This window comes from Oceanobacillus sp. B139/18 (assembly GCF_055524595.1).
In genome coordinates, this window is the sequence record NZ_JBVFXI010000004.1 from 268,869 (window position 1) to 291,828 (window position 22,960).

The 22,960-nt window shown below is 40.1% G+C and carries 22 protein-coding genes; 9 read left to right on the top strand and 13 right to left on the bottom strand.

What is annotated here, in order from left to right; translation table 11 throughout:
- Positions 1 to 161: 161 nt before the first annotated feature.
- Complete coding sequence (locus tag ACZSMY_RS13970; RefSeq protein ID WP_465147905.1) at positions 162 to 908, top strand: alpha/beta hydrolase; 747 nt, start codon at positions 162 to 164, stop codon at positions 906 to 908.
- Between the two features lie 77 nt (positions 909 to 985).
- Here ACZSMY_RS13970 and ACZSMY_RS13975 read toward each other — a convergent pair whose 3' ends face one another.
- Positions 986 to 1,234 carry a hypothetical protein gene (locus tag ACZSMY_RS13975; protein WP_042531617.1) on the bottom strand — a complete coding sequence of 83 codons (249 nt, stop codon included), beginning with the start codon at positions 1,232 to 1,234 and terminating at the stop codon, positions 986 to 988.
- 262 nt (positions 1,235 to 1,496) lie between these two features.
- On the opposite strand from ACZSMY_RS13975, the gene ACZSMY_RS13980 reads away from it, so the two are divergent.
- Together ACZSMY_RS13980 and ACZSMY_RS13985 are read left to right on the top strand one after the other, a co-directional pair.
- Positions 1,497 to 1,664, top strand: a complete 168-nt coding sequence (locus ACZSMY_RS13980) for an Rpn family recombination-promoting nuclease/putative transposase (RefSeq protein WP_175297029.1) — start codon at positions 1,497 to 1,499, stop codon at positions 1,662 to 1,664.
- A 90-nt stretch (positions 1,665 to 1,754) separates the two neighbouring features.
- Positions 1,755 to 2,654 carry an Rpn family recombination-promoting nuclease/putative transposase gene (locus ACZSMY_RS13985; RefSeq protein ID WP_084612903.1) on the top strand — a complete coding sequence of 300 codons (900 nt, stop codon included), beginning with the start codon at positions 1,755 to 1,757 and terminating at the stop codon, positions 2,652 to 2,654.
- Between the two features lie 130 nt (positions 2,655 to 2,784).
- Here ACZSMY_RS13985 and ACZSMY_RS13990 read toward each other — a convergent pair whose 3' ends face one another.
- The 3 genes from ACZSMY_RS13990 to ACZSMY_RS14000 all read right to left on the bottom strand — a co-directional run bounded on the left by ACZSMY_RS13990 (position 2,785) and on the right by ACZSMY_RS14000 (position 6,164).
- Entirely contained in the window at positions 2,785 to 4,032 is a 1,248-nt protein-coding gene (locus ACZSMY_RS13990; protein WP_042531619.1) for a YeeE/YedE family protein, read from the bottom strand.
- 315 nt (positions 4,033 to 4,347) lie between these two features.
- The gene (locus ACZSMY_RS13995; protein WP_042531621.1) at positions 4,348 to 5,217 is read right to left on the bottom strand and encodes a class II fructose-bisphosphate aldolase; all 870 of its coding nucleotides are present in this window, start codon (positions 5,215 to 5,217) and stop codon (positions 4,348 to 4,350) included.
- Positions 5,218 to 5,237: 20 nt separating this feature from the next.
- A complete protein-coding gene (locus tag ACZSMY_RS14000; protein ID WP_042531623.1) occupies positions 5,238 to 6,164 on the bottom strand; it encodes a 1-phosphofructokinase family hexose kinase in 927 nt (308 codons plus the stop codon).
- 172 nt (positions 6,165 to 6,336) lie between these two features.
- On the opposite strand from ACZSMY_RS14000, the gene ACZSMY_RS14005 reads away from it, so the two are divergent.
- From ACZSMY_RS14005 to ACZSMY_RS14030, 6 genes are all read left to right on the top strand, one after another.
- Positions 6,337 to 7,122 carry a DeoR/GlpR family DNA-binding transcription regulator gene (locus ACZSMY_RS14005; RefSeq protein ID WP_212929450.1) on the top strand — a complete coding sequence of 262 codons (786 nt, stop codon included), beginning with the start codon at positions 6,337 to 6,339 and terminating at the stop codon, positions 7,120 to 7,122.
- Complete coding sequence (locus ACZSMY_RS14010) at positions 7,115 to 7,576, top strand: PTS sugar transporter subunit IIA (RefSeq protein ID WP_042531627.1); 462 nt, start codon at positions 7,115 to 7,117, stop codon at positions 7,574 to 7,576. The genes ACZSMY_RS14005 and ACZSMY_RS14010 overlap by 8 nt, the downstream gene beginning before the upstream one ends.
- A gap of 38 nt (positions 7,577 to 7,614) precedes the next feature.
- Entirely contained in the window at positions 7,615 to 7,890 is a 276-nt protein-coding gene (gene gatB, locus ACZSMY_RS14015; protein ID WP_042531629.1) for a PTS galactitol transporter subunit IIB, read from the top strand.
- Between the two features lie 35 nt (positions 7,891 to 7,925).
- Positions 7,926 to 9,248 carry a PTS galactitol transporter subunit IIC gene (locus ACZSMY_RS14020; RefSeq protein WP_042531631.1) on the top strand — a complete coding sequence of 441 codons (1,323 nt, stop codon included), beginning with the start codon at positions 7,926 to 7,928 and terminating at the stop codon, positions 9,246 to 9,248.
- 30 nt (positions 9,249 to 9,278) lie between these two features.
- Complete coding sequence (locus ACZSMY_RS14025; RefSeq protein WP_193062784.1) at positions 9,279 to 10,316, top strand: galactitol-1-phosphate 5-dehydrogenase; 1,038 nt, start codon at positions 9,279 to 9,281, stop codon at positions 10,314 to 10,316.
- Positions 10,317 to 10,494: 178 nt separating this feature from the next.
- Positions 10,495 to 11,664, top strand: coding sequence for an ROK family transcriptional regulator (locus ACZSMY_RS14030; RefSeq protein WP_042531634.1), 1,170 nt, complete (start codon positions 10,495 to 10,497; stop codon positions 11,662 to 11,664).
- A 50-nt stretch (positions 11,665 to 11,714) separates the two neighbouring features.
- Here the strand turns inward: ACZSMY_RS14030 and galT are convergent, their stop codons facing one another.
- From galT to ACZSMY_RS14075, 9 genes are all read right to left on the bottom strand, one after another.
- Complete coding sequence (gene galT / locus ACZSMY_RS14035; protein WP_465147906.1) at positions 11,715 to 13,193, bottom strand: UDP-glucose--hexose-1-phosphate uridylyltransferase; 1,479 nt, start codon at positions 13,191 to 13,193, stop codon at positions 11,715 to 11,717.
- Complete coding sequence (galE, locus tag ACZSMY_RS14040; RefSeq protein ID WP_042531637.1) at positions 13,190 to 14,194, bottom strand: UDP-glucose 4-epimerase GalE; 1,005 nt, start codon at positions 14,192 to 14,194, stop codon at positions 13,190 to 13,192. Before galE ends, galT begins: the two co-directional genes overlap by 4 nt.
- Positions 14,191 to 15,369 (bottom strand): galactokinase, encoded by a 1,179-nt coding sequence (locus ACZSMY_RS14045; RefSeq protein WP_256705614.1) that lies wholly within the window; start codon positions 15,367 to 15,369, stop codon positions 14,191 to 14,193. Before ACZSMY_RS14045 ends, galE begins: the two co-directional genes overlap by 4 nt.
- 191 nt (positions 15,370 to 15,560) lie before the next feature.
- Positions 15,561 to 16,391: a carbohydrate ABC transporter permease gene (locus tag ACZSMY_RS14050; protein WP_042531641.1), complete on the bottom strand. Its 831-nt coding sequence runs from the start codon at positions 16,389 to 16,391 to the stop codon at positions 15,561 to 15,563.
- Positions 16,391 to 17,287 (bottom strand): carbohydrate ABC transporter permease, encoded by an 897-nt coding sequence (locus tag ACZSMY_RS14055; protein WP_465147907.1) that lies wholly within the window; start codon positions 17,285 to 17,287, stop codon positions 16,391 to 16,393. The genes ACZSMY_RS14050 and ACZSMY_RS14055 overlap by 1 nt, the downstream gene beginning before the upstream one ends.
- Positions 17,288 to 17,484: 197 nt before the next feature.
- Entirely contained in the window at positions 17,485 to 18,777 is a 1,293-nt protein-coding gene (locus ACZSMY_RS14060) for an ABC transporter substrate-binding protein (RefSeq protein ID WP_042531645.1), read from the bottom strand.
- A gap of 300 nt (positions 18,778 to 19,077) precedes the next feature.
- On the bottom strand, positions 19,078 to 20,124 hold the full coding sequence (locus tag ACZSMY_RS14065) for a LacI family DNA-binding transcriptional regulator (RefSeq protein WP_042531647.1): 1,047 nt from the start codon (positions 20,122 to 20,124) through the stop codon (positions 19,078 to 19,080).
- Positions 20,125 to 20,321: 197 nt separating this feature from the next.
- Complete coding sequence (melA, locus tag ACZSMY_RS14070; protein ID WP_042531649.1) at positions 20,322 to 21,620, bottom strand: alpha-glucosidase/alpha-galactosidase; 1,299 nt, start codon at positions 21,618 to 21,620, stop codon at positions 20,322 to 20,324.
- A gap of 228 nt (positions 21,621 to 21,848) precedes the next feature.
- Positions 21,849 to 22,736: an AraC family transcriptional regulator gene (locus ACZSMY_RS14075; protein ID WP_042531651.1), complete on the bottom strand. Its 888-nt coding sequence runs from the start codon at positions 22,734 to 22,736 to the stop codon at positions 21,849 to 21,851.
- Positions 22,737 to 22,960: the final 224 nt, after the last annotated feature.

Below are 22,960 nucleotides of genomic sequence, written 5' to 3' on the forward strand. Positions count from 1 at the left end.
CGAAAATACATTTACCGTACAAGTCCAAGTTTATTTAGATAATCTGTTTCATGAGATAAAGCAAATTACAGGAAATCAATTTGTTATAATTCAAAAGATAGTGTTATGATTTGAATTATTCCAATAAGAAGTAAAGTTTACGTTAAGAGGAGGAATAATAGATGAGCAATCAGTATCCTATTATCAATGGAGCAGAATCGTTTTATTTTGAAGGGAATCGTGCAGGGGTTCTAATAATCCATGGTTTTATTGGAACGCCTCAAGCGATGTATCCGATTGGAAAAGCTTTCGCAGACGCAGGATATACTGTTTGTGGACCGAGGTTAAAGGGTCACGGGACAGCTCCTGAGGATCTGGAAAAATATACATACCAAGATTGGATAGATTCTGTTGAGGAAGCATATAACTGGCTTAAAGAACGATGCGATAAGATTTTTGTTTGCGGTTTATCTATGGGAGGCACATTGACGCTATATACCGCAGCAAAGTACCCGCTTGCCGGGATAATTACCGTCAACGCAGCAGTGGAATTACCTGCAATGTATGAAAATCTCAAAGAGCGTTTTATTGCGGATGATGGACCAGATATCAAAAAGGCAGATGCTATGGAAATCACTTATGAAAAAATATCAGTTAAATCAATTAAAGAGTTAGAAAGCCTGATAAAAGAAACAAAGGAAAATCTGGAGAAAATAACCTGTCCTACACTTATTTTTAGTTCCGAACAAGACCATGTTGTCTCACCTGATAATGCTCAGAAGATATTGGACAGCATATCTGCTAATTCAAAAGAAATCGTCACTCTGAAGGAGAGCTATCATGTAGCAACCTTGGATAATGATCAAGGTTTGATTATTGAAAAGTCTCTGCATGCATTGCAGTCATGGGAAGAAGATGGAGAATTATAACAATTTAATAAGGGATGACATCGAAGCTGATGTCATCCCTTTTGTCATCTTAAAAGTAAATGCTTCTGCACTTGCATCTAAGACGATTGTGTTTGATTCTGTCCTCCGCTAGCACCTTGATTCATTGCTTGGCCGCCGCTTGCAAGCATATCCTGAAGCGGTTTAGCAATATCCTGCATGGTGGAGCTATTCATGGAATTGGAAAGCTTTTGTGACATGTTTTGAAAGGAACCATTTTGCATTCCCATGCTTATACCATAGGCTGCCGCACCTGCTACACCTGCAGCGATCAGTGACGTGGTCATTCCTTTTTTATTATTCATCATTAATTATCATCCCTATCCATTTAGAATGTGAATCAACAACGATACTTAGTTTGGGATTAAATTTGAAAAATATACAGGGGTTTTGATTTTTAATTGGATATTTCAATAGCTGTCGTTAAAAAAAAGTTAAAGAAATAGCGAGTTTTCTGAACTAAAAAAGGAATTTAGAACATTTGTTTCTTTTGGAGGGCTGTGTTAATATAATTCAGAACTTATTTTCGATTCAGTCATTCAATGATACCAATGAAAGGACTTGATCACTTTGCAGATTCAAAACCCGCATGATAGAATTTTTAAAGAAACATTTTCTAATGTGGATGTTGCTAAGGATTTTATTACCTATTTTTTACCGCCCTCTGTGCACGAAACCATTGATGTAGCATCTATTCAGCCTCAAAAAGACAGCTTCGCCACGGAGAACCGTCCGTAAAACCCCCGCCTCGAAATAGAGAGTGAAAATAAATTCATTTAAGCGGGGGATAACGGACGCTAACTCCCTGAATCACTCAACTAACATTCTGTGGGAGAAGAGCGAAAACCCCACAGAAAGAAGTTTCGTTTTATCAGTCACGACCTTCAAGAATATTTCTCCGATTTGCTATTCCAGACAAAAATTCACCAAAAACCAGCCTACGTCTATTTTCTATTCGAGCATAAAAGCTATCATGATTACTATACTGCTCTACAGTTACTGCGATATATGGTGGAGATATGGGAAATCAAACGGGATAATAAAGAAGACAATAAGCTGCCCATCATTATGCCGATTGTGCTGTATCATGGCGATACGGATTGGTATGCCGGTACTTCCTTTCAACATCTGCTGGAAGGGTATAAGGATTTCCCGCCCGATCTGCAGAAATATGTCCCTGATTATGAATTTTTTCTATACGATGTATCTGGTTATAAAGACGAAAATGTCCAATTGAATGTGTTCCTGCGAATTATTCTGATGGTGTTTCGGGATATCCGCAAAAAGGATATCCACGCCGTGGTAAATACCATCTATCAGGCAGTCGATTTCCTGCGGCAGCTGCAGAATCAAACAAGGGCAATAGCGTACCTGAAGACGTTGTTTTATTATATTTTCCGTGTCCAGCGGCATCTTACCAAAAAACAATTTTATGATATAATCGACCATATAGGAAACACTTATCAAGAAGGGAGCGAATTGACAATGACATTAGCAGAGATTTTTCGGAATGAAGGAAAGGAAGAAGGCAGAGCAGAAGGAAAAGCAGAAGCAAAAGCAGAAGCATTAGCCAATACCACAATTCGATTAATCACAAAGTTTGTAGCTCCACCTTCAGAAGATATAAAGAAAAAGATATACGAACAGGAAATAAACACACTGGAAGCAATAGTGGATCACATAGATGAATTGAAAACCATAGAAGACGTCAAACAATACTTGAAATAGAAAAAACACGGGGGAAATCCGTGTTTTTTCTATTAACAACAAGGAAGAGAGCTCCCTGCCTCTTATCAAGTTTGCTGGATTCATTTGCTGAAAATAACTTTAGGAAGCTGCCTGTATCGCCGTGTTTTTGTCAGCAAAATGAATCGCGTGGTTTTGGCACAGAAAGACCGAATAGCGGGCGCAAATATAAAGCAAGGAAGGTACCTGCAAGAGCCATTACTCCCCAAATGTAACCATGTGCACTAAAGGAAGCAATGCCGCTGAAATAAGCGCCGACGTTACAGCCGAATGCAAGGCGCGCGCCATAACCCATCAGAAGACCGCCAATAATGGAAGCGGCAGTATTTCCTTTTGTAACTCTTGTAAATTTGAATAGGCCTCCTGCTGCGGAAGCGATGAAAGCTCCTAAGATGACACCGAAATTAAGAGCGGTTGTTGTATCTGCGAAAATAGAAGCATGGAGAGCTTCTGTATTTCCGGCCCAGTAGCCCCAGCTTTCCACATTAAAGCCAAGTGCTCCTGCTGCTTTTGAACCCCATAGTGTAAATGCAGCTGTCACGCCCCATGGGCTGTCACGAGTGAGCAGCGTAAGAGCGTTCAAAACAGCTAGTGCAGCACCCGCTGCGAAAAGAGGCCAGGAACCCCGGAAAATTCGTTTCCATCCCTTTTCGGAAGGGAGTGCCGCCATTTTAGGAGGCTTGCGTTTTTTCTCAATCAGAATAGTTATCCCGGCAATGATGGCAAAAATCAATAAAGAAACAACCCATGCTCCGCCGTAACCAAGCCCTGTTGAGGTTGCCAGAGAAAAAGGTTCTGCAGCTGGTAAATCGTCCATCCAGAATGTGGAATGGGCTGCACCAATAGTTGAGCCGACAATAAAAAATAACAGGGTAATAAACATAACAGTCCGGCCGCCGCCGACTGCGTAAAGTGTGCCAGAAGCACAGCCGCCGCCAAGCTGCATGCCGATGCCGAACATAAATGCCCCGACAATCAGGCTAATGCCGATCGGTGAAATATTACCGGCAGGTGTTCCTCCAAAAAAGGAAAACCCGAATGCTAAAATAGGTGCAAATAATGTACATGCAATAGCCAGCATGAACATATGCGCCCGCAGAGACTGGCCATTCCCTACTGAAGCTAGTCTCCGGAAGGCTGAAGTAAAACCGAAACGTGCATGAAACAATGTATATCCAAGCAGTAATCCAATCAATAACAACAATGGCTGAACGACATGCTGTGTGGCTGCTAAATAAATCGTCAAAATAAATGTAACAATGATTCCGCCAGCAACCAGTTTTTTCTGTGGAGGATTTAATTTTGGCGCATCTTCCACTTTTGCTGGTTGATCAGAAACCGGTTGTGCCAATGTAGACATTTAAAAACACCTCTAATTCCTATCAATTTAGTTTGTTATGATTTTTTAGTGTATGCCTCTTTGGAAAAAATGTCAATGGGTTATTAAAAATGATTGAAATGCACTTTAAAGCCGGGAAAGGTTTTAACTACTTTTTGAAAAATCGATAAAGAGAAGTGGAGTTTTGATGAAAATGTAGATAAGGTAGAGGATAAAATAAAAACATTTATAAAATGAAAAAGGGCCCTTCGAAATACATCATGAAAAACTGTATCTCGAAGGGTTCTTTTCATCATGAAGCGTTGAGAACAATTGAAAGAAAATACGGCAGCTCAATCAAACAAACGGTTTTACCAGTTTCCCTTCACTGCCAACCATTTTGATTTTAGAAGCAACCATTTCTATTGCCGCATCTTTTGCTTTTTGTAAATATTGTCTTGGGTCTAATTGGTCTGGATATTCTTTAAAATGATCAGCAATTGCTTGGGAATAAGCGTTTTTTAATTCGGTAGAAACATTTACCTTTGCCATACCGAGTGAGACACATTGACGGACATCTTTATCAGGCACAGCGGAACCGCCATGTAATACAAGAGGAACGTCGACAATCTCAGCAATTTTTTGGATACGGTCAAAATCAATATCCGGATCCCCTTTATAGATTCCGTGTGCTGTACCGATGGCTGGAGCGAGTGTCGGTACGCCAGTTTGTTCTACAAAGGCAACACATTCTTCAGGCACTGCTTTTTGAGCATCTTTCTCGTCTACCACGATATCGTCTTCTACGCCGCCTACTTTGCCGAGCTCTGCTTCAATGTTGACATGTAATGATTTTGCTAAATCCACTACTTCTTTGGTTCGCGTTACATTTTCGTCAAATGAATGCATCGAGGCATCGATCATAACAGAAGTATAGCCTGCACGGACGCATTGCTTGATCAGCTCATAGTCTGTGCAATGGTCCAGATGTAAGCCGACAGGAACATCAAAATAGTTTGATGCAGCAGTTGCCGCTTCGACAATATTTTTTGCGCCTAAGGATTTGACCGTTCCCATCGTTGTCTGCAAAATAACAGGGGAATATAATTGCGCTGCTCCTTCCACTACCCAGAAAATACTGTCAAAGGAATGGACGTTAAATGCGACAATGCCATAGCCTTCCTTTTTTGCTTTATTTAGCATTGGTGTTGTAGAGTATAAAGTCATTGAAATCTCTCCTCATTAGTTTATAGTTCTTCCAATGTAATCTGTTCTTTTATTGCATTTACATCGTTTATATCAATATGCGGGTACCAATATAAGCAGTTTGAAGCAGCAAAACTGCTTGCCTCTATGAGAGCAGTCTGGATTACTTTATTCGATTGAAACGCTTCTAACAATTTTCCTAGAAAAATATCACCGGAGGCCGTTGCATTTTTTGCTGTGATGTTTGGCAAAGTAATGCGATAGCATTTTCTGTGAATTTTTGCAATGGAGCCATCTCCTCCCAATGTAATAATAATATTTTCCAGTGCTGTATCATTCTTTAAGAGGGTAATGATTTCTTCCGTTGTTTCCGCTGTTTTGTTTTTTAACTCTAAATATTCCGATTCATTGACTTTTAGCAGCCATGGCTTCGCTTCGATGCTTTTGGATAGAGCTTCCCCGCTGCTGTCTATCACGCATTTTGCTCCTTTATCCTGCAAAGAAATAATTAAATCCCGATAAAATGATGAGGGTAATCCATCTGGCAGCGATCCGGAAAAGACAACATAATCTTCCGGTTTTACCGAATCCAGTAAGGTATCCTCAAATGCCTGTTTTTCAGATGTGGAGATAACCGGTCCTTTTTCATTAATTAAATGTGCGTGCCCTTTTTCGTTATCTACAATAATGGAACAGATACGCGTATTTTCTTTAATAGGTGTTACTGTCGTAGAGATATGCTGGTCATTTGCCAAGCTTTGCAAATGTTTGCCAATATATCCGCCTAAAAAAGCGTGTGCTGTGAAAGCGCTGTTTGGATTTTGAAAAGAAAAAGAACGAATCACATTAAACCCTTTTCCTCCTAATAGCTCCTTCGCCTGATGTGACCTGCTGACACCGTTAACATCAAATTTCTCTAAAAAAATTGTTCGATCTAATGCGGGGTTCGGACAAACAACATGCAACAAACTATCACCTCATTTTCATGTTCGATAGATTTATCATAAATCCTAAAGCAAAAAAAAGCAAAGAAAAATTTAAATAAAGCAAAAAAATAATAAAAATATGTTTGCATTATTTTGTTTTATGTCTTATAATCAATTTAAAGCGTTTGCAAGTTATCCTTTAGGAGGTGTTTAGATGCTCTCACAAGATCGTCAAGAAATTATCATGCAGTATCTGCAAACAAATAAAAGCGTGAGAATTGCAGATTTAAGTAATGATTTAGGAGTAACTCGGGAAACCATCCGCAAAGATCTCTATGAAATGGAACAGGAAGGCATTGTTCGGAAGGTTCATGGGGGAGCGATACTTAATAAAGCCAATCTGGAGACAAAGTATGTAACGAGAAAAACAGTGAATGAAGAGGAAAAGAAGGCTATTGCTAAAAAAGCTGCTGAACTCGTGGAAGACGGGGATACCATTTATATAGACTATGGAACAACCGCTTTATACTTCTCCAGAGAAATAAATAACAAGAAAGATTTAACGATTATTACCAATTCGTTGCCGATTGCACAGGAGCTCATCGATTATTCTGATTTTGATGTCATTATTATCGGCGGGAATGTAAGGAAAAATGAAAACTCTTTATTTGGACCAATTGCTTATCGTGGGATTGAAAAGCTTTTTGTAGATAAAGGATTTTTTGGAATAGGCGGTTTAGATTTGCAGGCAGGCTATACCAATATGCATATGGGAGAGTCGGAAGTATCCCGGTTGATGATGAAACATAGCCAGCTAAAAATTATGATGGCTGATTTCTCCAAATTCCATTCTACTTCGATGAACCAAGTAGCTGCCATTGATGAAGTCGATATTTTAATCACAGACACAACATCTGATGCAGAAGCAGTAGAAACCATCAAATCACTGCAAACGAAAGTCTATACCGTTGAAGCGGAGAGGAGTTATAAAGATGAATAATTATCTTGATAAAGGTTTGATTCTTTTAAATAGCAGCGCAGATTCAACAGCTGCCATTTTTGAAGAGATTGGAAGCGTTATGATTACGAAGGGTTATGCCAACAGTGAATATGTCGAGGGATTAAAAGCAAGGGAAAAAGAATTCCCGACTGGTGTTCCGACAGGCGTAATCGGAGTAGCACTTCCACACACAGATGCAAGTTATGTAAATGAAAGTAAAATCGGTTTAATGACGCTGAAGGAGCCCGTTTCTTTTCGGATTATGGGGAGCGACTCTGACGAAATTGAAGTGAAAGTCGTCTTTCTGCTTGGGTGCTCTGATGGAGAAGAACATATTCAAGTATTGCAAAAAATAGTGGAGCTGGTGCAGCAGCAAGCATTTTTAGATCAGCTATTACAGCTTCAAACAGTAGAGGAAGCGTATCAATTACTGGAATCAAATTTAGATTTATAAATAAAAATATTATTTAACCAAAATTGGAGGAATTTAAAATGAAAAAAGTATTAGTAGCATGTGGTGGAGCAGTAGCAACGTCAACGGTGGCAGCAAATAAAATCAGAGCTTTATTAAAGGAAAATAACATTGATGCAGATGTATCACAATGCCGTGTAAGTGAATTAGGGTCGAAAGTCAGCGGTACAGATTTGATTGTAACCACAGCTAAGGTGGACAAGGATTACGGTGTTCCGGTTATTCATGGATTGGCATTTATCTCAGGAGTAGGGTTAGACAAAACAAAAAAAGAAATTTTAGAGGTTCTGCAGTAGAGCAATCTCTTTATTAAAAGGAGGAAATTCCGTCCATGCAAATCTTACAATATATATTAGATCTTGGGCCGACCGTAATGCTTCCATTAGTTATTTTTATATTGGGAATTTGTTTAAAACAAGGCATTGGAAAATCCCTTCGTTCCGGGATAACCATTGGTGTCGGATTTGTCGGGATTAATTTGGTCATTGGTCTCTTAACAGATAATTTAGGACCAGCTGCACAGGAAATGGCGGACCGCTTTAATTTAGGCCTTTCCGTGGTTGATGTCGGCTGGCCGGGAGCTTCCCCGATGGCATGGTCATCAACGATTGCTATGGTAGCTATTCCTGTAGCCATTCTTGTCAACGTGCTAATGCTTGTAACGAAAATGACCCGTGTGGTTAACGTCGATATCTGGAATATCTGGCATATGACGTTTACAGGAGCCATTATTTTGGCAGCAACCGGAAACTTCTGGTTTGCAATTATTGGTGTTGTTGTTCACTCTGCCTTTGTTTACAAGCTGGGTGATTGGTTTGCACCGACAGTGAATAAGCATTTTGGCTTGGAAGGGATAGCGATTCCGCATGGTTCCGGAACCTGGTCCGCTCCATTTGCAGTGGTCATTGATGCCATTATCGATAAAATTCCAGGTGTAAAAAAAGTGAATATTAATTCCAGTAAGATTGAAGAGCGTTTTGGGGTTGTCGGCGAGCCAGTCATTATTGGCGCTGTATTAGGTATCGTCATTGGATTTTTGGCAGGCTACCCTGTATCTGACGTGCTGCAGTTAGGTATTCAAATGGCTGCTGTTATGGTCTTGATGCCGACAGTTGTTAAATTTATTATGGAAGGTTTAATGCCGATAGCAGAAGCTGCGCAGGCTATATTAGACAAACGCTTCCAAGGACAGCAATACTATATTGGGCTGGATCCAGCATTACTATTAGGCAATTCCCAAGTAGTAGCAGCAAGCCTGATTTTTGTTCCATTAACATTGGTTATTGCTATTTTGATTCCTGGCAACCAAGTCCTGCCGTTTGGTGACTTGGCTACCATTGGATTTTTTGTATCGATGGCAGTAGGGATCCATAAAGGAAACTTATTCCGGACGGTTATTTCCGGAGCGTTTATCATGAGTATCACTATCTGGATCGCGAATATGATGGTAGGCGTGCATACGAAGCTGGCAACAGATACAGGAAATATTTCAAGCGGCCAAGTTGCTTCTCTGGACCAAGGCGGAGCACCAATCACATTTATTTTGAAAGAATTATTCCAGCTTCAAAATTTAGTCCCATTGTTAATCATTGGCGGAATTTATGTATTCAGTATTATTTTTACGTACGTTCAATTTAAAAGAGAGAAAATATGAGGGAAATTTTAGATAGGAGATGTCGTTGAAATGAAGGCGTTAGTGCTGGAAAGTAAAGCAAACTTCTCCGTAAAGGATATGGAAATACCAGTTATTAAACCTAATCAAGTGTTAGTGAAAGTAGCTTATGTGGGAATTTGCGGTTCCGATTTAGCCCGTTATTTTGATGGGAAGGTGCATCATTACCCGACCATTTTAGGGCATGAATTTTCAGGTGTTATTACGGAAACAGGAAGCGAAGTGCAGGGATTAAATGAAGGAGACCGCGTGGCAGTAGCTCCATTAGTTCCGTGTGAACAGTGTTCCAGCTGTGCGAGCGGCCATCCGGCGCTTTGCGAGAATTATAGTTTTATTGGTTCCCGAGAGCAGGGGGCAATGGCTGAATACGTTGCGGTAAATGCCAAAAATATCCTGACTTTACCGGATGAAATTACAGACCAGGAAGCGGCGTTAATTGAGCCATTAACTGTTGCTATCCATGGAATTGAAAAAGTCGATATTCACGCCGGGGCAAGCGCCGTTGTTTTTGGAGCAGGTACAATCGGCATGATGTCACTGCTCGCACTGCAGGCAAAGGGTGCAGGAGAGATAACGGTTATAGATATTGACAACGCAAAGCTGGAAATGGCGAAAGCGTTAGGAGCTACAGTTATCGTCAATTCATTAGAAGTTGATTTAGATGATTATTTTAAAGAAAATCAAAGACCGGAAATCGTAGTCGAAACAGCAGGGGTGCCGCAGACTCAGGTTCAGTCATTGAGTGTAGTGGAGAAGCTTGGTCAGGTTGTATATGTTGGCACAGCCAAGAAAGAGATTACATTCCCAGCAGATGTATTTGAAAGAATTCTAAGAGCAGAATTAAAAGTATACGGTTCTTGGATGTCCTATTCCGCTCCTTTTCCAGGATTTGAATGGACAGCAGCTTTACAATACATGAAGGATGGAAAAATCGATGTAAAAGCCTTGATTCATGAAGTGAACCCGCTGGAGGTCAAAGAAGAACCATTCCAGAAAATGATTGATCCGGATAATCATTCGATTAAGTTTTTATATGATGTAAGACAGTAGGAAGGAAGCCTTGAAGGGTACAGTTTCATTGTATCTTTCAAGTTTTTTTCGTCACCACAACTTTAAGATATAGAAACTCCAGAAGAAAGATGTACAACCAAATAGATGCGGCCAGCTTACTTAATAAATTAAATTAACTATGGTATGATATTTCTAAAACGATGAACGGAGAATCTGGATGCAGCGAGGCACTTTTCAATTAATGAAATCGGTCAACAAATCACTTGTTTTAAATAAAATTCGTACCTTTGAACCGATATCAAGAGCACAAATAGCGAAAGAAACAAAACTCACCCCGCCGACCGTCAGCAGCATTGTCAAAGAATTAATAGAGGAAGGGCTGGTGATCGAAAAAGAATTGGGAGCTTCGCAAGGCGGAAGAAAACCAACCTTGCTTTATGTGAACAGCAGTGCGTTTTACGTCATTGGAGTAGATGCAGGACCAGAAACAATCCGATGCATCCTTTCTAATTTATCCGGAGAAATTTTGGAGCAGTCATCTGCCATCATTCAAAAGCCGATAACCAATCAAGCCTTTATGACGATGCTAAAAGACGGTATTCACAACGTATTACAAGCCTCCTCTGTTGAAGACGATAAAATTATCGGCATCGGTGTAGCCATGCATGGGGTAGTCGAAGTTGAAACAGGCATCGCTTTATTTGCGCCGAACCTGGAGCTGAAAAATATTCAAATAAAAGCAGAGCTGGAGGAAGCATTCAATCTGAACGTCAAAGTGGAAAATGACGGCCGTGCCATGGCTTTAGGAGAATCCTGGTTTGGCGGTCATGCGAATGTGGAAAGCATGGTAGCTGTTAATCTTGGACGCGGTGTAGGTGCGGGTATCGTTATCAATGGGAAATTATATCATGGAGCACAGGATATTGCCGGCGAACTGGGTCATATGATCATCGATCTTCATGGAGAACGCTGTACCTGCGGGAATAGAGGATGCTTACAGACTTTTGCGACCGGATCAGCAATTGTTGCGTATGCGCATAAAAAAATAAAAGGTGCTTCCCAGGATGCAGATACAGCGGAAACTATCTATGAACGTGCGATAGCAGGCGAGCAAGAATATATCGAGGTTTTTCAAGAAATTGCGGAAATTATCGGCATTGGCTTGACCAATTTAATTCATATTCTGAATCCGGATAAAATTATTCTGGGCGGAGGCGTTATGAACAGCCGGGAAATAATGCTTCCTGTTATTAAACAAACGATTCATCAGCGTGCCTTGACAGGGAAAGCAAAGGAAACACAGGTTGAGGCGACGAATCTTTATGATAATGCCACGGTGCTTGGAGCTATATCCTTACTTTTGATTGAATTATTTAATCCAGTATAAAAAACGGACTGCATTTTATCAGCAGTCCGTCCGGTTTTTATATGAATGATTCACGTATCCAATGCCGCAATAAACCTGCCAAACGCAGCTTTTTCTTTAAATACCCCGGCATCTTCCAGTACCCGCTTGAATTTCAAGCCGAGTTCCTGTTGTAATATATCTTCTGCTTGTTCCTCGCTGGAAATCGTACCGTATTTATCTTTTATTTGATTGGCCCATTCCTGATGGTAGTCAGCGATATTACTTGGCTTTCCGCATAAATCATTTTTGATCTCCTGCAATTCATCCTTTAACCTTGCTGGAAGAACGGCAAGCCCCATGACTTCAATCAGGCCGATATTTTCTTTTTTAATATGATGGACATCTGCATGCGGATGGAAAATCCCCAGCGGATAGTCGCTGGATGTCCGGTTATTGCGTAATACCAGGTCCAGTTCATAGCTGCCTTCGCGTATTCTGGCAATTGGTGTAATAGTATTATGCGGTGTATCGTCCGTAAATGCGTGTACTGCTGCTTGTTCATCTGAATAATTTTTCCATGTTTGCAGAATATGATCGGCAGCTTCAAGCAAGGATGATTTATTCTCGCTCTGCAGCCGAATCACAGATAATGGCCATTTTAACACGGCTGCTGAGACGTGATCGAAGTCTGGAATCAAAAATGAAAAAGCATTTTCAGCATGCGTCATCGCGAATTCGTAATTTCCAGCCTGATAATGGTCATGGCTTAAAATAGAGCCTCCGACAATGGGCAGGTCTGCATTGGAGCCAATAAAGTAATGTGGGAACTTTTCCGTAAACGTAACCAGGCGTTCAAATGCTTGCTTATCGATTTTCATATCACGATGCTCTTCTGCGAGTAAAATACTGTGCTCGTTGTAATAAACATAAGGCGAATACTGAAAATACCAGTTTTCATCTCCTAACGGAACCTTGATTACACGATGATTTGCTCTTGCCGGATAACCAGTCCGTCCGGCATATCCCTCATTTTCAATACATAAAAGACATTTAGGATAGGAAATCGTCTGCTTAAGTGCGCGTTCTCTTTTGATTTGCTCCGGATCTTTTTCAGGTTTGGACAGGTTGATGGTAATATCAAGATTGCCATAACCTGTTTCCGCTTTAAAATGAATATTTTTACGGATACGGTTCATCTGGATATAGTTATTATTTTTGCTTAAGGCATAGAAATAATCCGTCGCTGCTTTTGGTGATGCTGCATATTTTTCTTTAAAAATAGCATTTACAACAGAAGGGCGGGCGACAAAGCAATTCATCACATTAGCTGATAGGATTTCCTTCGCATCAAAAACATCCTCAATGATGTGATTTTCTACCGCGTAGTCTACGATTTTATCGATCAGGTTAGGGATGGAATCTTCTGTCGGCTCTACTGTCTGATCCGGAAAATCCGCTATTTTTAGCAAGGACATGACTTGATTTCGTGCATAAATTTCATCGGAGCCTTCGATTAATTCTTTTTCTATCGCTTTGTCGATTAATCCTTGGATATCATGGTAAATCATTTTAAATCGTCTCCTCCTGCATAGCCATTTGGATTACTGCTGTGCCAATTCCATGCGTCTGCTATAATTTTTTCAATTGAGGTGCGGGAAGGCTGCCAATGCAATATTTCCTTTGCTTTATCAGAGCTGGCAATAAGAACACTTGGATCACCGGCACGGCGGCTGCTGATTTGGGAAGGAATTACTTTTCCAGTTACTTTACGAGCAGCTTCAATCATTTCCTTCACAGAAAACCCTTGATTGCTTCCGAGGTTGAAAATATCGCTTTGCCCGTTTTCTTTTAAATAATCTAATGCCAGAAGATGTGCTTGAATAAGATCCTCCACATGGATATAATCTCGTATGCAGGTGCCATCCGGTGTATCGTAGTCGTCTCCGAATATAGTGATTGCTTCACGCTGCCCAAGAGCTGTCTCTAAAATAATGGGAATCAGATGCGTTTCGGGAGAGTGGTCCTCGCCGATTTCTGCTGTCTCTCTTGCTCCGGCCACATTAAAATAGCGTAAGGAAACGTAACGGATGCCATGTGCATGTTCTGTCCATTTCATGAGCTTTTCCATTGTCAGCTTGGTTTCTCCATAAGCATTGGTCGGATTGGCAGGCAATTTTTCCGTTATCGGAATTGTTTCCGGTTCTCCATATGTAGCGGCAGTGGAAGAAAAGACGATTTTATCCACTCCGAATTCGACCATGGCCTGGAGCAGCACCTGCGTACCGTAAACGTTGTTATCAAAGTATTTAAGCGGATTTTCCATGGATTCTCCAACGAGTGAATTGGCTGCAAAATGAACAACGGCATCAATCGATTCTTTTGCAAAGACGCTTCGTAAAAAATCGATATCCCGGATATCTCCTTGGTAAAAAGAAGCGTCAGGGTGGATTGCTTCTTGATGTCCTGTTTCCAGACTATCCACGACGACGACATGCTCGCCGCGGTCGATTAATTGGTAGACGGCGTGAGAACCGATATATCCTGCTCCACCTAAAACGAATATGCTCATTTTATCTCCTCCTCCGTTACTTCTTTGGCGCCATCTGCAATAGAAGCAGTGTAAAATGTTGGTTCATAGCCGATTTTGTCCTGATAAATTTGCTTGAGATGATGTTTGAAGTCCCTTACTGCATCCTGATGGACAATAGCGATGGCACATCCTCCAAATCCGGCGCCGGTCATACGTGCACCAATGACGCCCTCCTGTTCCCAAGCCGCAGCTGCAATCGTATCTAATTCGATTCCAGTCACCTCATAATCCGATTGGAGCGAAAGATGCGATGCATTCATGAGCTGGCCAAAAGCATGTAAGTCGCCGTTACGCAGTTTCTCTAATGCTTCCAGTGTCCGCGCATTTTCATATACAATGTGTTTGGCCCGTTTTTGATTAACTGGATCTGTGATCAGGTGCTTCGCTGCTTCAAATTGTTCCGTCGATAATTCACCAAGGTGCTGGATGGAAAGTTCCTTTTGCAAATCCTGGAGCGCCTGCCGGCATTGCGCAAACCGTTCATTGTATTTAGAATCTGCCAAGGATCGCTGTTTATTGGTGTTGATAATGATAATCTCATAATCCTGTAAATGCATTGGTGCATAGCTGTATTCCAGTGTTTGGCAGTTTAAGAGAATGGCATGATTTGTTTTTCCCATCCCGACAGCAAACTGATCCATAATCCCGCTGTTGACCCCAATATAATTATTTTCTACTTTTTGCCCGATTTGAATCAGCTGAAGCCGGTCTATTTCCAAATTAAAAAGTCCTTCCAGCAATACACCGGTCGCTAATTCTAAAGAAGCGGATGAAGAAAGACCGGCACCATTTGGGATATTTCCATAAAATAAGATATCTGCACCGGACGTGATGGCATAGCCTTCTTGTTTCATATATTGGACCATTCCTTTTGGATAATTCGCCCAGCCGTGCGCTTTCTGGTAAGAAAGATGATCGAGGTCACGTTCTATTATTCCGTTTTCAGAAGCGTTTAAAGAATAGAAACGTAATTTTTGATCATTTCTTTTTCTGGCAAGTGCGTACGTTCCAAATGAGATAGAAGCAGGCAGGACATAACCACCGTTATAATCCGTATGTTCACCAATGAGATTGATTCGCCCAGGGGCGAAAAAGCGGCGAGGGGCTTCGGATGTATCAAAAATCTGGTGAAATGCTTGGGTTAGATTTGTCATAAGGACCTCCTGATTTATATTTTTTATTGGTATGCTTATCCATATTGCAACTTTATTAATTTAATTAACTAAGTTCATTTTATAGTTTTTCCTCCTATTCTGCAAATGTTTCTATTAAAAAATTCATCAAATGAAAATAGATATCCCGAAGAAAGCTCCCTACGATAGAAATTATCGCAAGAAGCTTTCTTTTATTCTTTTACCGATCCTGCTGCAAGTCCTTGTACAAAGTGTTTTTGCAGAAGGAGGAACAGGATTGCCATTGGTAAGGTAGCAATAATTGCAGCGGCAGCAACTAAGTTTAAATTATTCGCATTTTCTCCAAAGAATTTGGATAAAGCAACTGTCATGGTTTGAACGGACTCATCCTGAAGGAAGAAAATCGCAAATTGATAATCATTCCAAATATACACACAAGCAATAATCAGAATCGAAGCAGTGATTGGTTTTAATAACGGAAATACAATTTGAAAGAAAATCCGAAATGTCCCTGCTCCATCGATTCGAGCCGCTTCTTCTAATGATTTTGGTATGGTAGACCGGATAAATCCAGCGTATAAAAAGATAGTTAAAGGCAGATAAGAAGCAACATTATTAAATATGGCAACCTGGTGTGTATTCATCAACCCTAAGTTGACTACTAATTGATACAGTGGAACTAACGCAGCCAAAGGCGGTACAACCATAATAGCGATAAAAAACATGTACATAAAACGATTCAGCTTTGTCTGTCTGCGTGCTAATGGATAGGCGGCCAAAGAACCGACAATAATCAATATGGCCGCTGCAAAAAATGTAATGATACCTGTATTTAATAGGGCATTCCCTAGATTTGCTGCCTCCCAGGCTTCCCTGAAATTAGACCAGCTAATATCGAAAGGGAAGACCCACTTTGAACTGAAGTCACTTTTTTCCTTCAGCGCAGTGGTGATTAGCACATAAAAAGGAAGAAAATGAAGCACCGTAATGAATAAGGCGAGTGTCGATAAAGCAATTTTTTTTCTATTTGAACTATAATCCATTATGCTTCAACCTCCTTGCGTCGGAAATAAATCAATGCAGATAAACTCAGGATGAGAATAATAACCATCATCAGAACACCTTGTGTAGCAGCATAGCCGGCATCTTCTCTTCCAAAATATAGATCGTACATAAACGTAGACATCGATTGAGATGAATTTCCGGGACCGCCGCCTGTTAATGAAATAATGACATCAAACAGCTTGAGGCCGCCGATAATGTTAATCACCATATTGATCGTAATGGAAGGCATCAATAAGGGAAACGTAATATTTTTGAACTTCTGGAAGGAAGAAGCACCATCAATTTCTGCTGCTTCATAAAAATCTCTCGATACACTTTGCAGTCCGGCCAGATAGATAATCATTGCGATACCTACGAATTGGAACGTGTTTACGAAAACAATAACCCATATGTTGATATCTACATTACCAAGCACATTGATTCTTTCTAATCCTAATCCAATCAGGACATCGTTTAAAGCTCCCCCTTGATAGGAAAAGAAGAAGTACCAGATATAGCCCATAATCAAAGGACTGATAATAACAGGCAAATAAACAATGGTTCGTGTAAGGGTCTTAAAATGGACACTTTGATTAAGTAATAAAGCATAGGCGAGTCCAAGAACATTTTGGAAAATGGTGCTGCCGATGCCGTATATTAATGTGTTGCGGACTACCGTCCAGGTATCGGGGTCAGTCAACATTCTTGTATATTGTCTAAATCCGATATAATCAAAAGTTTGTGAAAACCCGTTCCAGTTTGTAAATGAAATACGAATCCCGTTTAAGAAAGGATATACAATAAAAAAGACAACAAACAGGAGGGCTGGTAAATACATCCACCAAAGGGATGAATTTTGCTTCGTTCTTCCTATTTTTTTCGTACTTACCGTCATTTATATTCAACTCCTATAAAAACAAATTGATTTCCAGCTCCGAACGCCACAAACTAAGAGATTTCCCGTTGTGCCCTACGATAAGTCATCATCAGTTCGTTACCTCATTGTGATTCCTTTATCTCTTTAAGTAATGGAAGTTCGACCAAGGTCGAACCACCCCAAAGTTCGGGGCGCAATCTCTACGCTTTTGTTATTTATTCAAAGCCCGCCTGTTCTATTAAACGTAAGTATTCATTTTTCATTTTTTGAGAGACGCCTTCAGGAGAAAGGGCGCCAGATAGTAACTCTTGTCCGCTCATTCCCAGTGGTTTCCACATGCCATTTGGTAAATAAACTCGATCAAAATATGGCTCTACCAAGATGTCATCATATTGCTCATAGTAATCCTGGTAATAGATATCAGCAGTAGCGTTGGTAAGTCCAGCTGCTAAAGAGGTTCCTTCTGCAACAGCTTTTACATTCTCAGGTCTAGCTAAAAAATCAATAAACTTTTTTGCTTCCTCAGGATGCGCTGTATCCTTCCAGATGGCAACCGTATGCCGCTCGCCGCCAATCCAGGTCGGGTCATCACCTTCATGGATAGCCGGTACAGGCATGATGCCCAGTTCGATATCCGGGTTTAACTCTTGAATCACATGGATAGGTACAGTTTGCATAACAAAAGCAATTTTGCCTTGAGCAAGTAATTGATTTTTTTCGTATGGTCTTGCAGTGAGCACGTCTATATTTAATAATTCTTTTTCATGCATTTCTAACAATTTTTCAGATAAGTAGTCATAAGGTTCCCAATCAAAACTGCCATCTAGTAATTCTTCACTGTAATCATGGTCAGGATGGGTGATAAGCAATGGGCTGGCAAATTGATCATAGTACTGACCAAAAGCATTTTCATTAGAGCCCTCGAACCAAAGAGGCGCAATTTCTCCGTTGCTTTTTTCTTTTACTGTTTCTAAAGCTTCCATAAATTCATCAAATGTTTCTGGTACTTCAATATCGTACGCATCAAGAATCTCTTTATTATAAGTTAACCCATCCATTGCCTGATTGAGCGGGTAGGCGTACACCTTGCCTTCCTCATCTACAAAGTTTTGCTCCAGTGTGGGATCCATGTCGTCTACCCAGTCCATGTCCCGCAAATCCATGGTATATTCTCCATATCTGTTCTGGGCCCAGCCATGCGTATCGAATAAATCGGGCAAATCATTTGCTGCCATTCGAATTCGCAGCTGACTTTCATAGTCTTGTCCCGGCATATTTAAATTAATATTGATGTCCGGATATTCTGCTTCAAAATCGTTGACAACGCTCTGCATCGCTTCTTGCTCTGCTTCATTGGATACAGTAGAGAAAAAGGTTAACGTTACTTGGTTTCCCGGTTGTGTACTCTCCTCCGAATCGGTTTTATTTTCAGCATCATCATTCGAACAGCCTGCTATAATAAGGCCGGTCAGCATCAACAACAATAATGTTTTAAGGCATAATCGCATAAGGATACTCCTTTTATCAGTAATTTGAATCGGTACAGTTGCAAGGAGTACGAAATATTTCCTATAATAGATGAAATAGCGTACGCTTGCTATTAGTATGCTATGGATAGACCTAGATCTGTTCCGCCAAAAACGATTCTAGGTCTATTGCTTGTTTAGCAGGTAAGAAAGTATAAACTTTTTTACTGCATAAGTGTAACTAAGGTTGTCACCTAAAGGCTTGGTGACAACCAAGTTTTCTAACAAATTATGAAAAAATGCGTCTTGATAGAAAAATAGGTTTCCTTGATATATCGAAAGCTAGTTTGGAACATGCCGTGTTTTTGCTAGTGCACCGCAGCTTTCGCGCTGCACAAATGTGGTAGGGACATTCACTTTTAATGGAATGTCTCTGCCCTGTAATCGGTCAAGCAGCAGCTTTACGCTTGTTTTTCCCATCGTATCTGTTGGAACATGAATGGTTGACAACGGACAGCTGGCAAATTGGGCCATTTCTACATTATCAAAGCTGACAATAGCGACATCTTCAGGGACTTTTATTGCTGCTTCCTGTAAAGCTCTTAATGCACCTACTGCCATCGGGTCACTTGCAATAAAATAGGCTTCCGGTAAATTTCCTTTTTGGATGGCTTCTTTCATTAAACGGTAGCCATCAGACATCGTAAACTCTCCTACAAATACATGAGCATCATTATAGTTACCCAGTTCCTTCATTTTCTTTGTGAAAAATACATAGCGTTCATCCTCTATCTCCCGCTTTTCATTTGCTTTGATATGTTTTCCTTGCATTCCGCCGATATATCCAATATTGGTATAACCTAGAGAGAATAGATGCTCCAAAGCAATCCAAGTGGATTTCTCAAAATCAATTACAATAGAATCGAAACGATTTTCATCCGGAGAATGATCGACAAAGACCAGATGCTTGATTTGCTCATGGATTGTATCTACAAGGCTTTCATCGATTTTTCCAGCAATAATGAGACCATCCAGATGAACATTCAGCTGATGCAAATGGAAATCGCTCATCCGATAAACTTCATTAACTTCGATGTTGAAATGCTTGCATTGACTTTCAATACCATGTCTGATGGATAAGAAATACGGATCACTAAGTTCTTCCTCAAGGGACTGACACATCAGTATCCCAAATTTATAAGTCGGACTAGAGTTTTGAAGCTGTTTTTTTCTGCCGCGAACCGTTTGATAATTTAATTGATTAGCTGCCTCGATAATCCGTTGGCGTGTTTCTTCCGTTACAGATAAGGATGTGTCATGGTTTAAAACTCTTGATACGGTTGTAATAGAGACATTTGATTTACTTGCGATATCTTTAATTGTTGCCATAGGTTCCCCACCTTTTTTTTACTAAACTTTACTATGCTAATATACTATCAGGTGAGTAAAACGCTTTCAATAAGGTGAAATACAAATAGAAAAAGCGTTTATGATGTTCTTGGAAAAACAAAGTGAATCAGCCTGTATACTACAAGAAAGCTTTTAGGATTCCCTCTCCTTACCATAGCAAGGAGAGGGAATCTAAGTTATTCATACGCTGGAAGCCAATCTCCATGCGCTTCAATCAAATCATCACATAATGAGGTAATGTCATCCATGGATAGTTCCGCGGATGTATGCGGATCCAGCATTGCAGCTTGATAGATTTTTTCTTTCTTTCTCGTTAACGCAGCTTCTACGGTTAATAATTGAGTATTGATATTCGTCCGGTTTAATGCAGCGAGCTGTTCCGGCAAATCACCTACATACGTTGGTGCAATCCCGCTTGCATCTACTAAGCAAGGCACTTCCACGACTGCATTTTCTGGCAGGTTGCTGATCAAACGTCCTGTATTTAATACATTTCCGCCAATTTTAAATGGCTTGTCTGTCTCCATCGCTTCAATAATATAAGAGCCATATTCGCGAGAGCGCTCATGTGTCAGGTTTTGGTCGTTTACTAAGTCATCACGCATTTTTTTCCAATCTTCAATCTGATTCACACAACGGCGCGGATACTCGTCCAATGGAATATTGAATCGTTCGATTAATTCAGGATATTGACTTTTAATAAAGTATGGGTGATATTCGGCATTATGTTCAGAAGATTCTGTAATATAATAGCCGAATTTATCCATTAATTCGAAACGAATCATATCATCATGCTTTTCTTTTTGCTTCTCTTTCGCACGTTTTTTAATTTCAGGGTAGAGGTCTTCACCGTGCCGCGTGATTTCTAACAGCCAGGCCATATGATTGATACCGGCGATTTTCCACTGCACGTCATCTGTCGGCATTTCTAAAGACTCCAGCAGATCTCTTGCACAAACCTGTACGCTGTGACAAAGTCCGACTGTTTTAATGCCTTCCTTCAGCATGATATTCGTTAGAACAGCCATCGGATTCGTATAATTAAGGAACCAGGCATCCGGGCAAACTTCTTTGATATCACGTGCAAATTCCTGCATGACAGGGATGGTTCTTAAGTTACGGAAGATTCCTCCGATCCCTAAGGTGTCTGCAATGGTCTGACGCAATCCATATTTCTTCGGGATTTCGAAATCTGTGATGGTAGCAGGATCATAACCGCCTACCTGAATCGCATTAATGACATATTTTGCGCCGCGTAATGCTTCTTTACGATCCTGATACGCTTTTACCGTAACTGTAGCATTCAAGCTTTTCTTCAGGTTATTTAACATCATTTCAGAATCTTGAAGCCGATCTTCGTTTATATCAAATAAAGCAAATTCAAAATCCTGCAACGCATCGACTGTCATGCAGTCACCTAATACGTTCTTTGCGAAAACCGTACTTCCCGCACCTAAAAATGTAATTTTGGACATAAGCTATTTCCTCCTAAAGTAGAATCAAAATGTAATATGAGAATGTCTTTCTGATGAATCCATATTTGCTTCTTTTTAGTAAATTGTTTTACTGAAAAAGAGTAAAAAAAGAAACAAGGTCTCTTTTTGAGTGCGATTAAATTGCTATTGCTTATCTACATATTAATAGATGCGTAAAGCGTTTTCAATCGTAAAATAAATTGAAAATAAGTAATATATTGCTCTCTTTTAATCGGTAAATAATTGGTTAACTGGCATGATATCTGTGTTTTGTCGGTAATTACTTGGGGTTTCTCCAATGGTTTGCTTAAAAACTTTACTAAAATAATTACTGGATGTATACCCGACTTCTTTTGCAATATCCTCGATACTTTTCTTTTCAGTAATTAATAAGTGAAGCGCCTTTTTCATTCTGATTTTTGTCAGGTAACGGATTGGCGTCTCATTTATAGACTTTACAAATTGGCGTGTGAAATAATATTTGGATAAGCCGGATACGCTGACGATTTCATCTAATGTAATATCTTCACTATAATGATTCTCTATAAATTCGATTGCCTTTGAGATAGAAGGAGGGATTGCTTTAGATTGCTGCTGGTTATATTCTAAGTATCCGAGAAATTCCATCAGAAAAGAATAGGCGCAGGAGGAAGCCTCGTAGCCATGAGAAATCCCTGCCGTTTCTATTCTCTTTAAGGTATTAAAAATATAATTAACGGGGCTTGAATGAATGGACAATTGGAATAAATGACCATGCTTTTTCGTTATTTGCTGATATAACTTCGCTGCCTCTGTACCAGTAATGGTAAAGAAAATAAATTCCCATTCCTCTGCATCAGCAGGGAGATAATACCGATGATCGCTCGGAACATCAATAAAGAAAGCATCTCCTTTTGTTAATTCATGCGTGGTATCCCCGATGGATATTGCACCGTTCCCATGCAGCGTATATTGAAAGATAATAATATCCTTTTCTCCTCTTTCCAGCCCATGCCAGCTGTAATTAGCGGGGTTTTGATGATGTTCGAAGCCAATCGCATGCAAATCTGCTACGTTATCTTGATAAGCTCTTTGAAAACGAAATCCATATGAGTTGTGGCTGATATCTTTATACAAAGAAATACCTCCTTCATTTTTTTACATTGTAACATGGGTTATCTTACTGGAGGATGAGTGACTGACAAATCTCTTGTTCAGAGAAAAACGAAATAACTTATATCTATCTGCCAAGTAACTGGTGAAGATAGGTAATAAATGATGATAGCCTAATGAAAAAAGAACCCATTTCTGATAGGGTTAAGAGTATAACCAAACTATCGGTAAAAAGGATATGGATAAGA

What these genes read in the sequence shown, in the direction of transcription:
- ACZSMY_RS13970 (WP_465147905.1), top strand. Translation starts at nt 162, where the DNA reads ATGAGCAATCAGTATCCTATTATCAATGGAGCAGAATCGTTTTATTTT.
- ACZSMY_RS13975 (WP_042531617.1), bottom strand. Translation starts at nt 1,234, where the DNA reads ATGATGAATAATAAAAAAGGAATGACCACGTCACTGATCGCTGCAGGT.
- ACZSMY_RS13990 (WP_042531619.1), bottom strand. Translation starts at nt 4,032, where the DNA reads ATGTCTACATTGGCACAACCGGTTTCTGATCAACCAGCAAAAGTGGAA.
- ACZSMY_RS13995 (WP_042531621.1), bottom strand. Translation starts at nt 5,217, where the DNA reads ATGACTTTATACTCTACAACACCAATGCTAAATAAAGCAAAAAAGGAA.
- ACZSMY_RS14005 (WP_212929450.1), top strand. Translation starts at nt 6,337, where the DNA reads ATGCTCTCACAAGATCGTCAAGAAATTATCATGCAGTATCTGCAAACA.
- ACZSMY_RS14010 (WP_042531627.1), top strand. Translation starts at nt 7,115, where the DNA reads ATGAATAATTATCTTGATAAAGGTTTGATTCTTTTAAATAGCAGCGCA.
- gatB (WP_042531629.1), top strand. Translation starts at nt 7,615, where the DNA reads ATGAAAAAAGTATTAGTAGCATGTGGTGGAGCAGTAGCAACGTCAACG.
- ACZSMY_RS14020 (WP_042531631.1), top strand. Translation starts at nt 7,926, where the DNA reads ATGCAAATCTTACAATATATATTAGATCTTGGGCCGACCGTAATGCTT.
- ACZSMY_RS14025 (WP_193062784.1), top strand. Translation starts at nt 9,279, where the DNA reads ATGAAGGCGTTAGTGCTGGAAAGTAAAGCAAACTTCTCCGTAAAGGAT.
- ACZSMY_RS14030 (WP_042531634.1), top strand. Translation starts at nt 10,495, where the DNA reads ATGCAGCGAGGCACTTTTCAATTAATGAAATCGGTCAACAAATCACTT.
- galT (WP_465147906.1), bottom strand. Translation starts at nt 13,193, where the DNA reads ATGATTTACCATGATATCCAAGGATTAATCGACAAAGCGATAGAAAAA.
- galE (WP_042531637.1), bottom strand. Translation starts at nt 14,194, where the DNA reads ATGAGCATATTCGTTTTAGGTGGAGCAGGATATATCGGTTCTCACGCC.
- ACZSMY_RS14045 (WP_256705614.1), bottom strand. Translation starts at nt 15,369, where the DNA reads ATGACAAATCTAACCCAAGCATTTCACCAGATTTTTGATACATCCGAA.
- ACZSMY_RS14050 (WP_042531641.1), bottom strand. Translation starts at nt 16,391, where the DNA reads ATGGATTATAGTTCAAATAGAAAAAAAATTGCTTTATCGACACTCGCC.
- ACZSMY_RS14055 (WP_465147907.1), bottom strand. Translation starts at nt 17,287, where the DNA reads ATGACGGTAAGTACGAAAAAAATAGGAAGAACGAAGCAAAATTCATCC.
- ACZSMY_RS14060 (WP_042531645.1), bottom strand. Translation starts at nt 18,777, where the DNA reads ATGCGATTATGCCTTAAAACATTATTGTTGTTGATGCTGACCGGCCTT.
- ACZSMY_RS14065 (WP_042531647.1), bottom strand. Translation starts at nt 20,124, where the DNA reads ATGGCAACAATTAAAGATATCGCAAGTAAATCAAATGTCTCTATTACA.
- melA (WP_042531649.1), bottom strand. Translation starts at nt 21,620, where the DNA reads ATGTCCAAAATTACATTTTTAGGTGCGGGAAGTACGGTTTTCGCAAAG.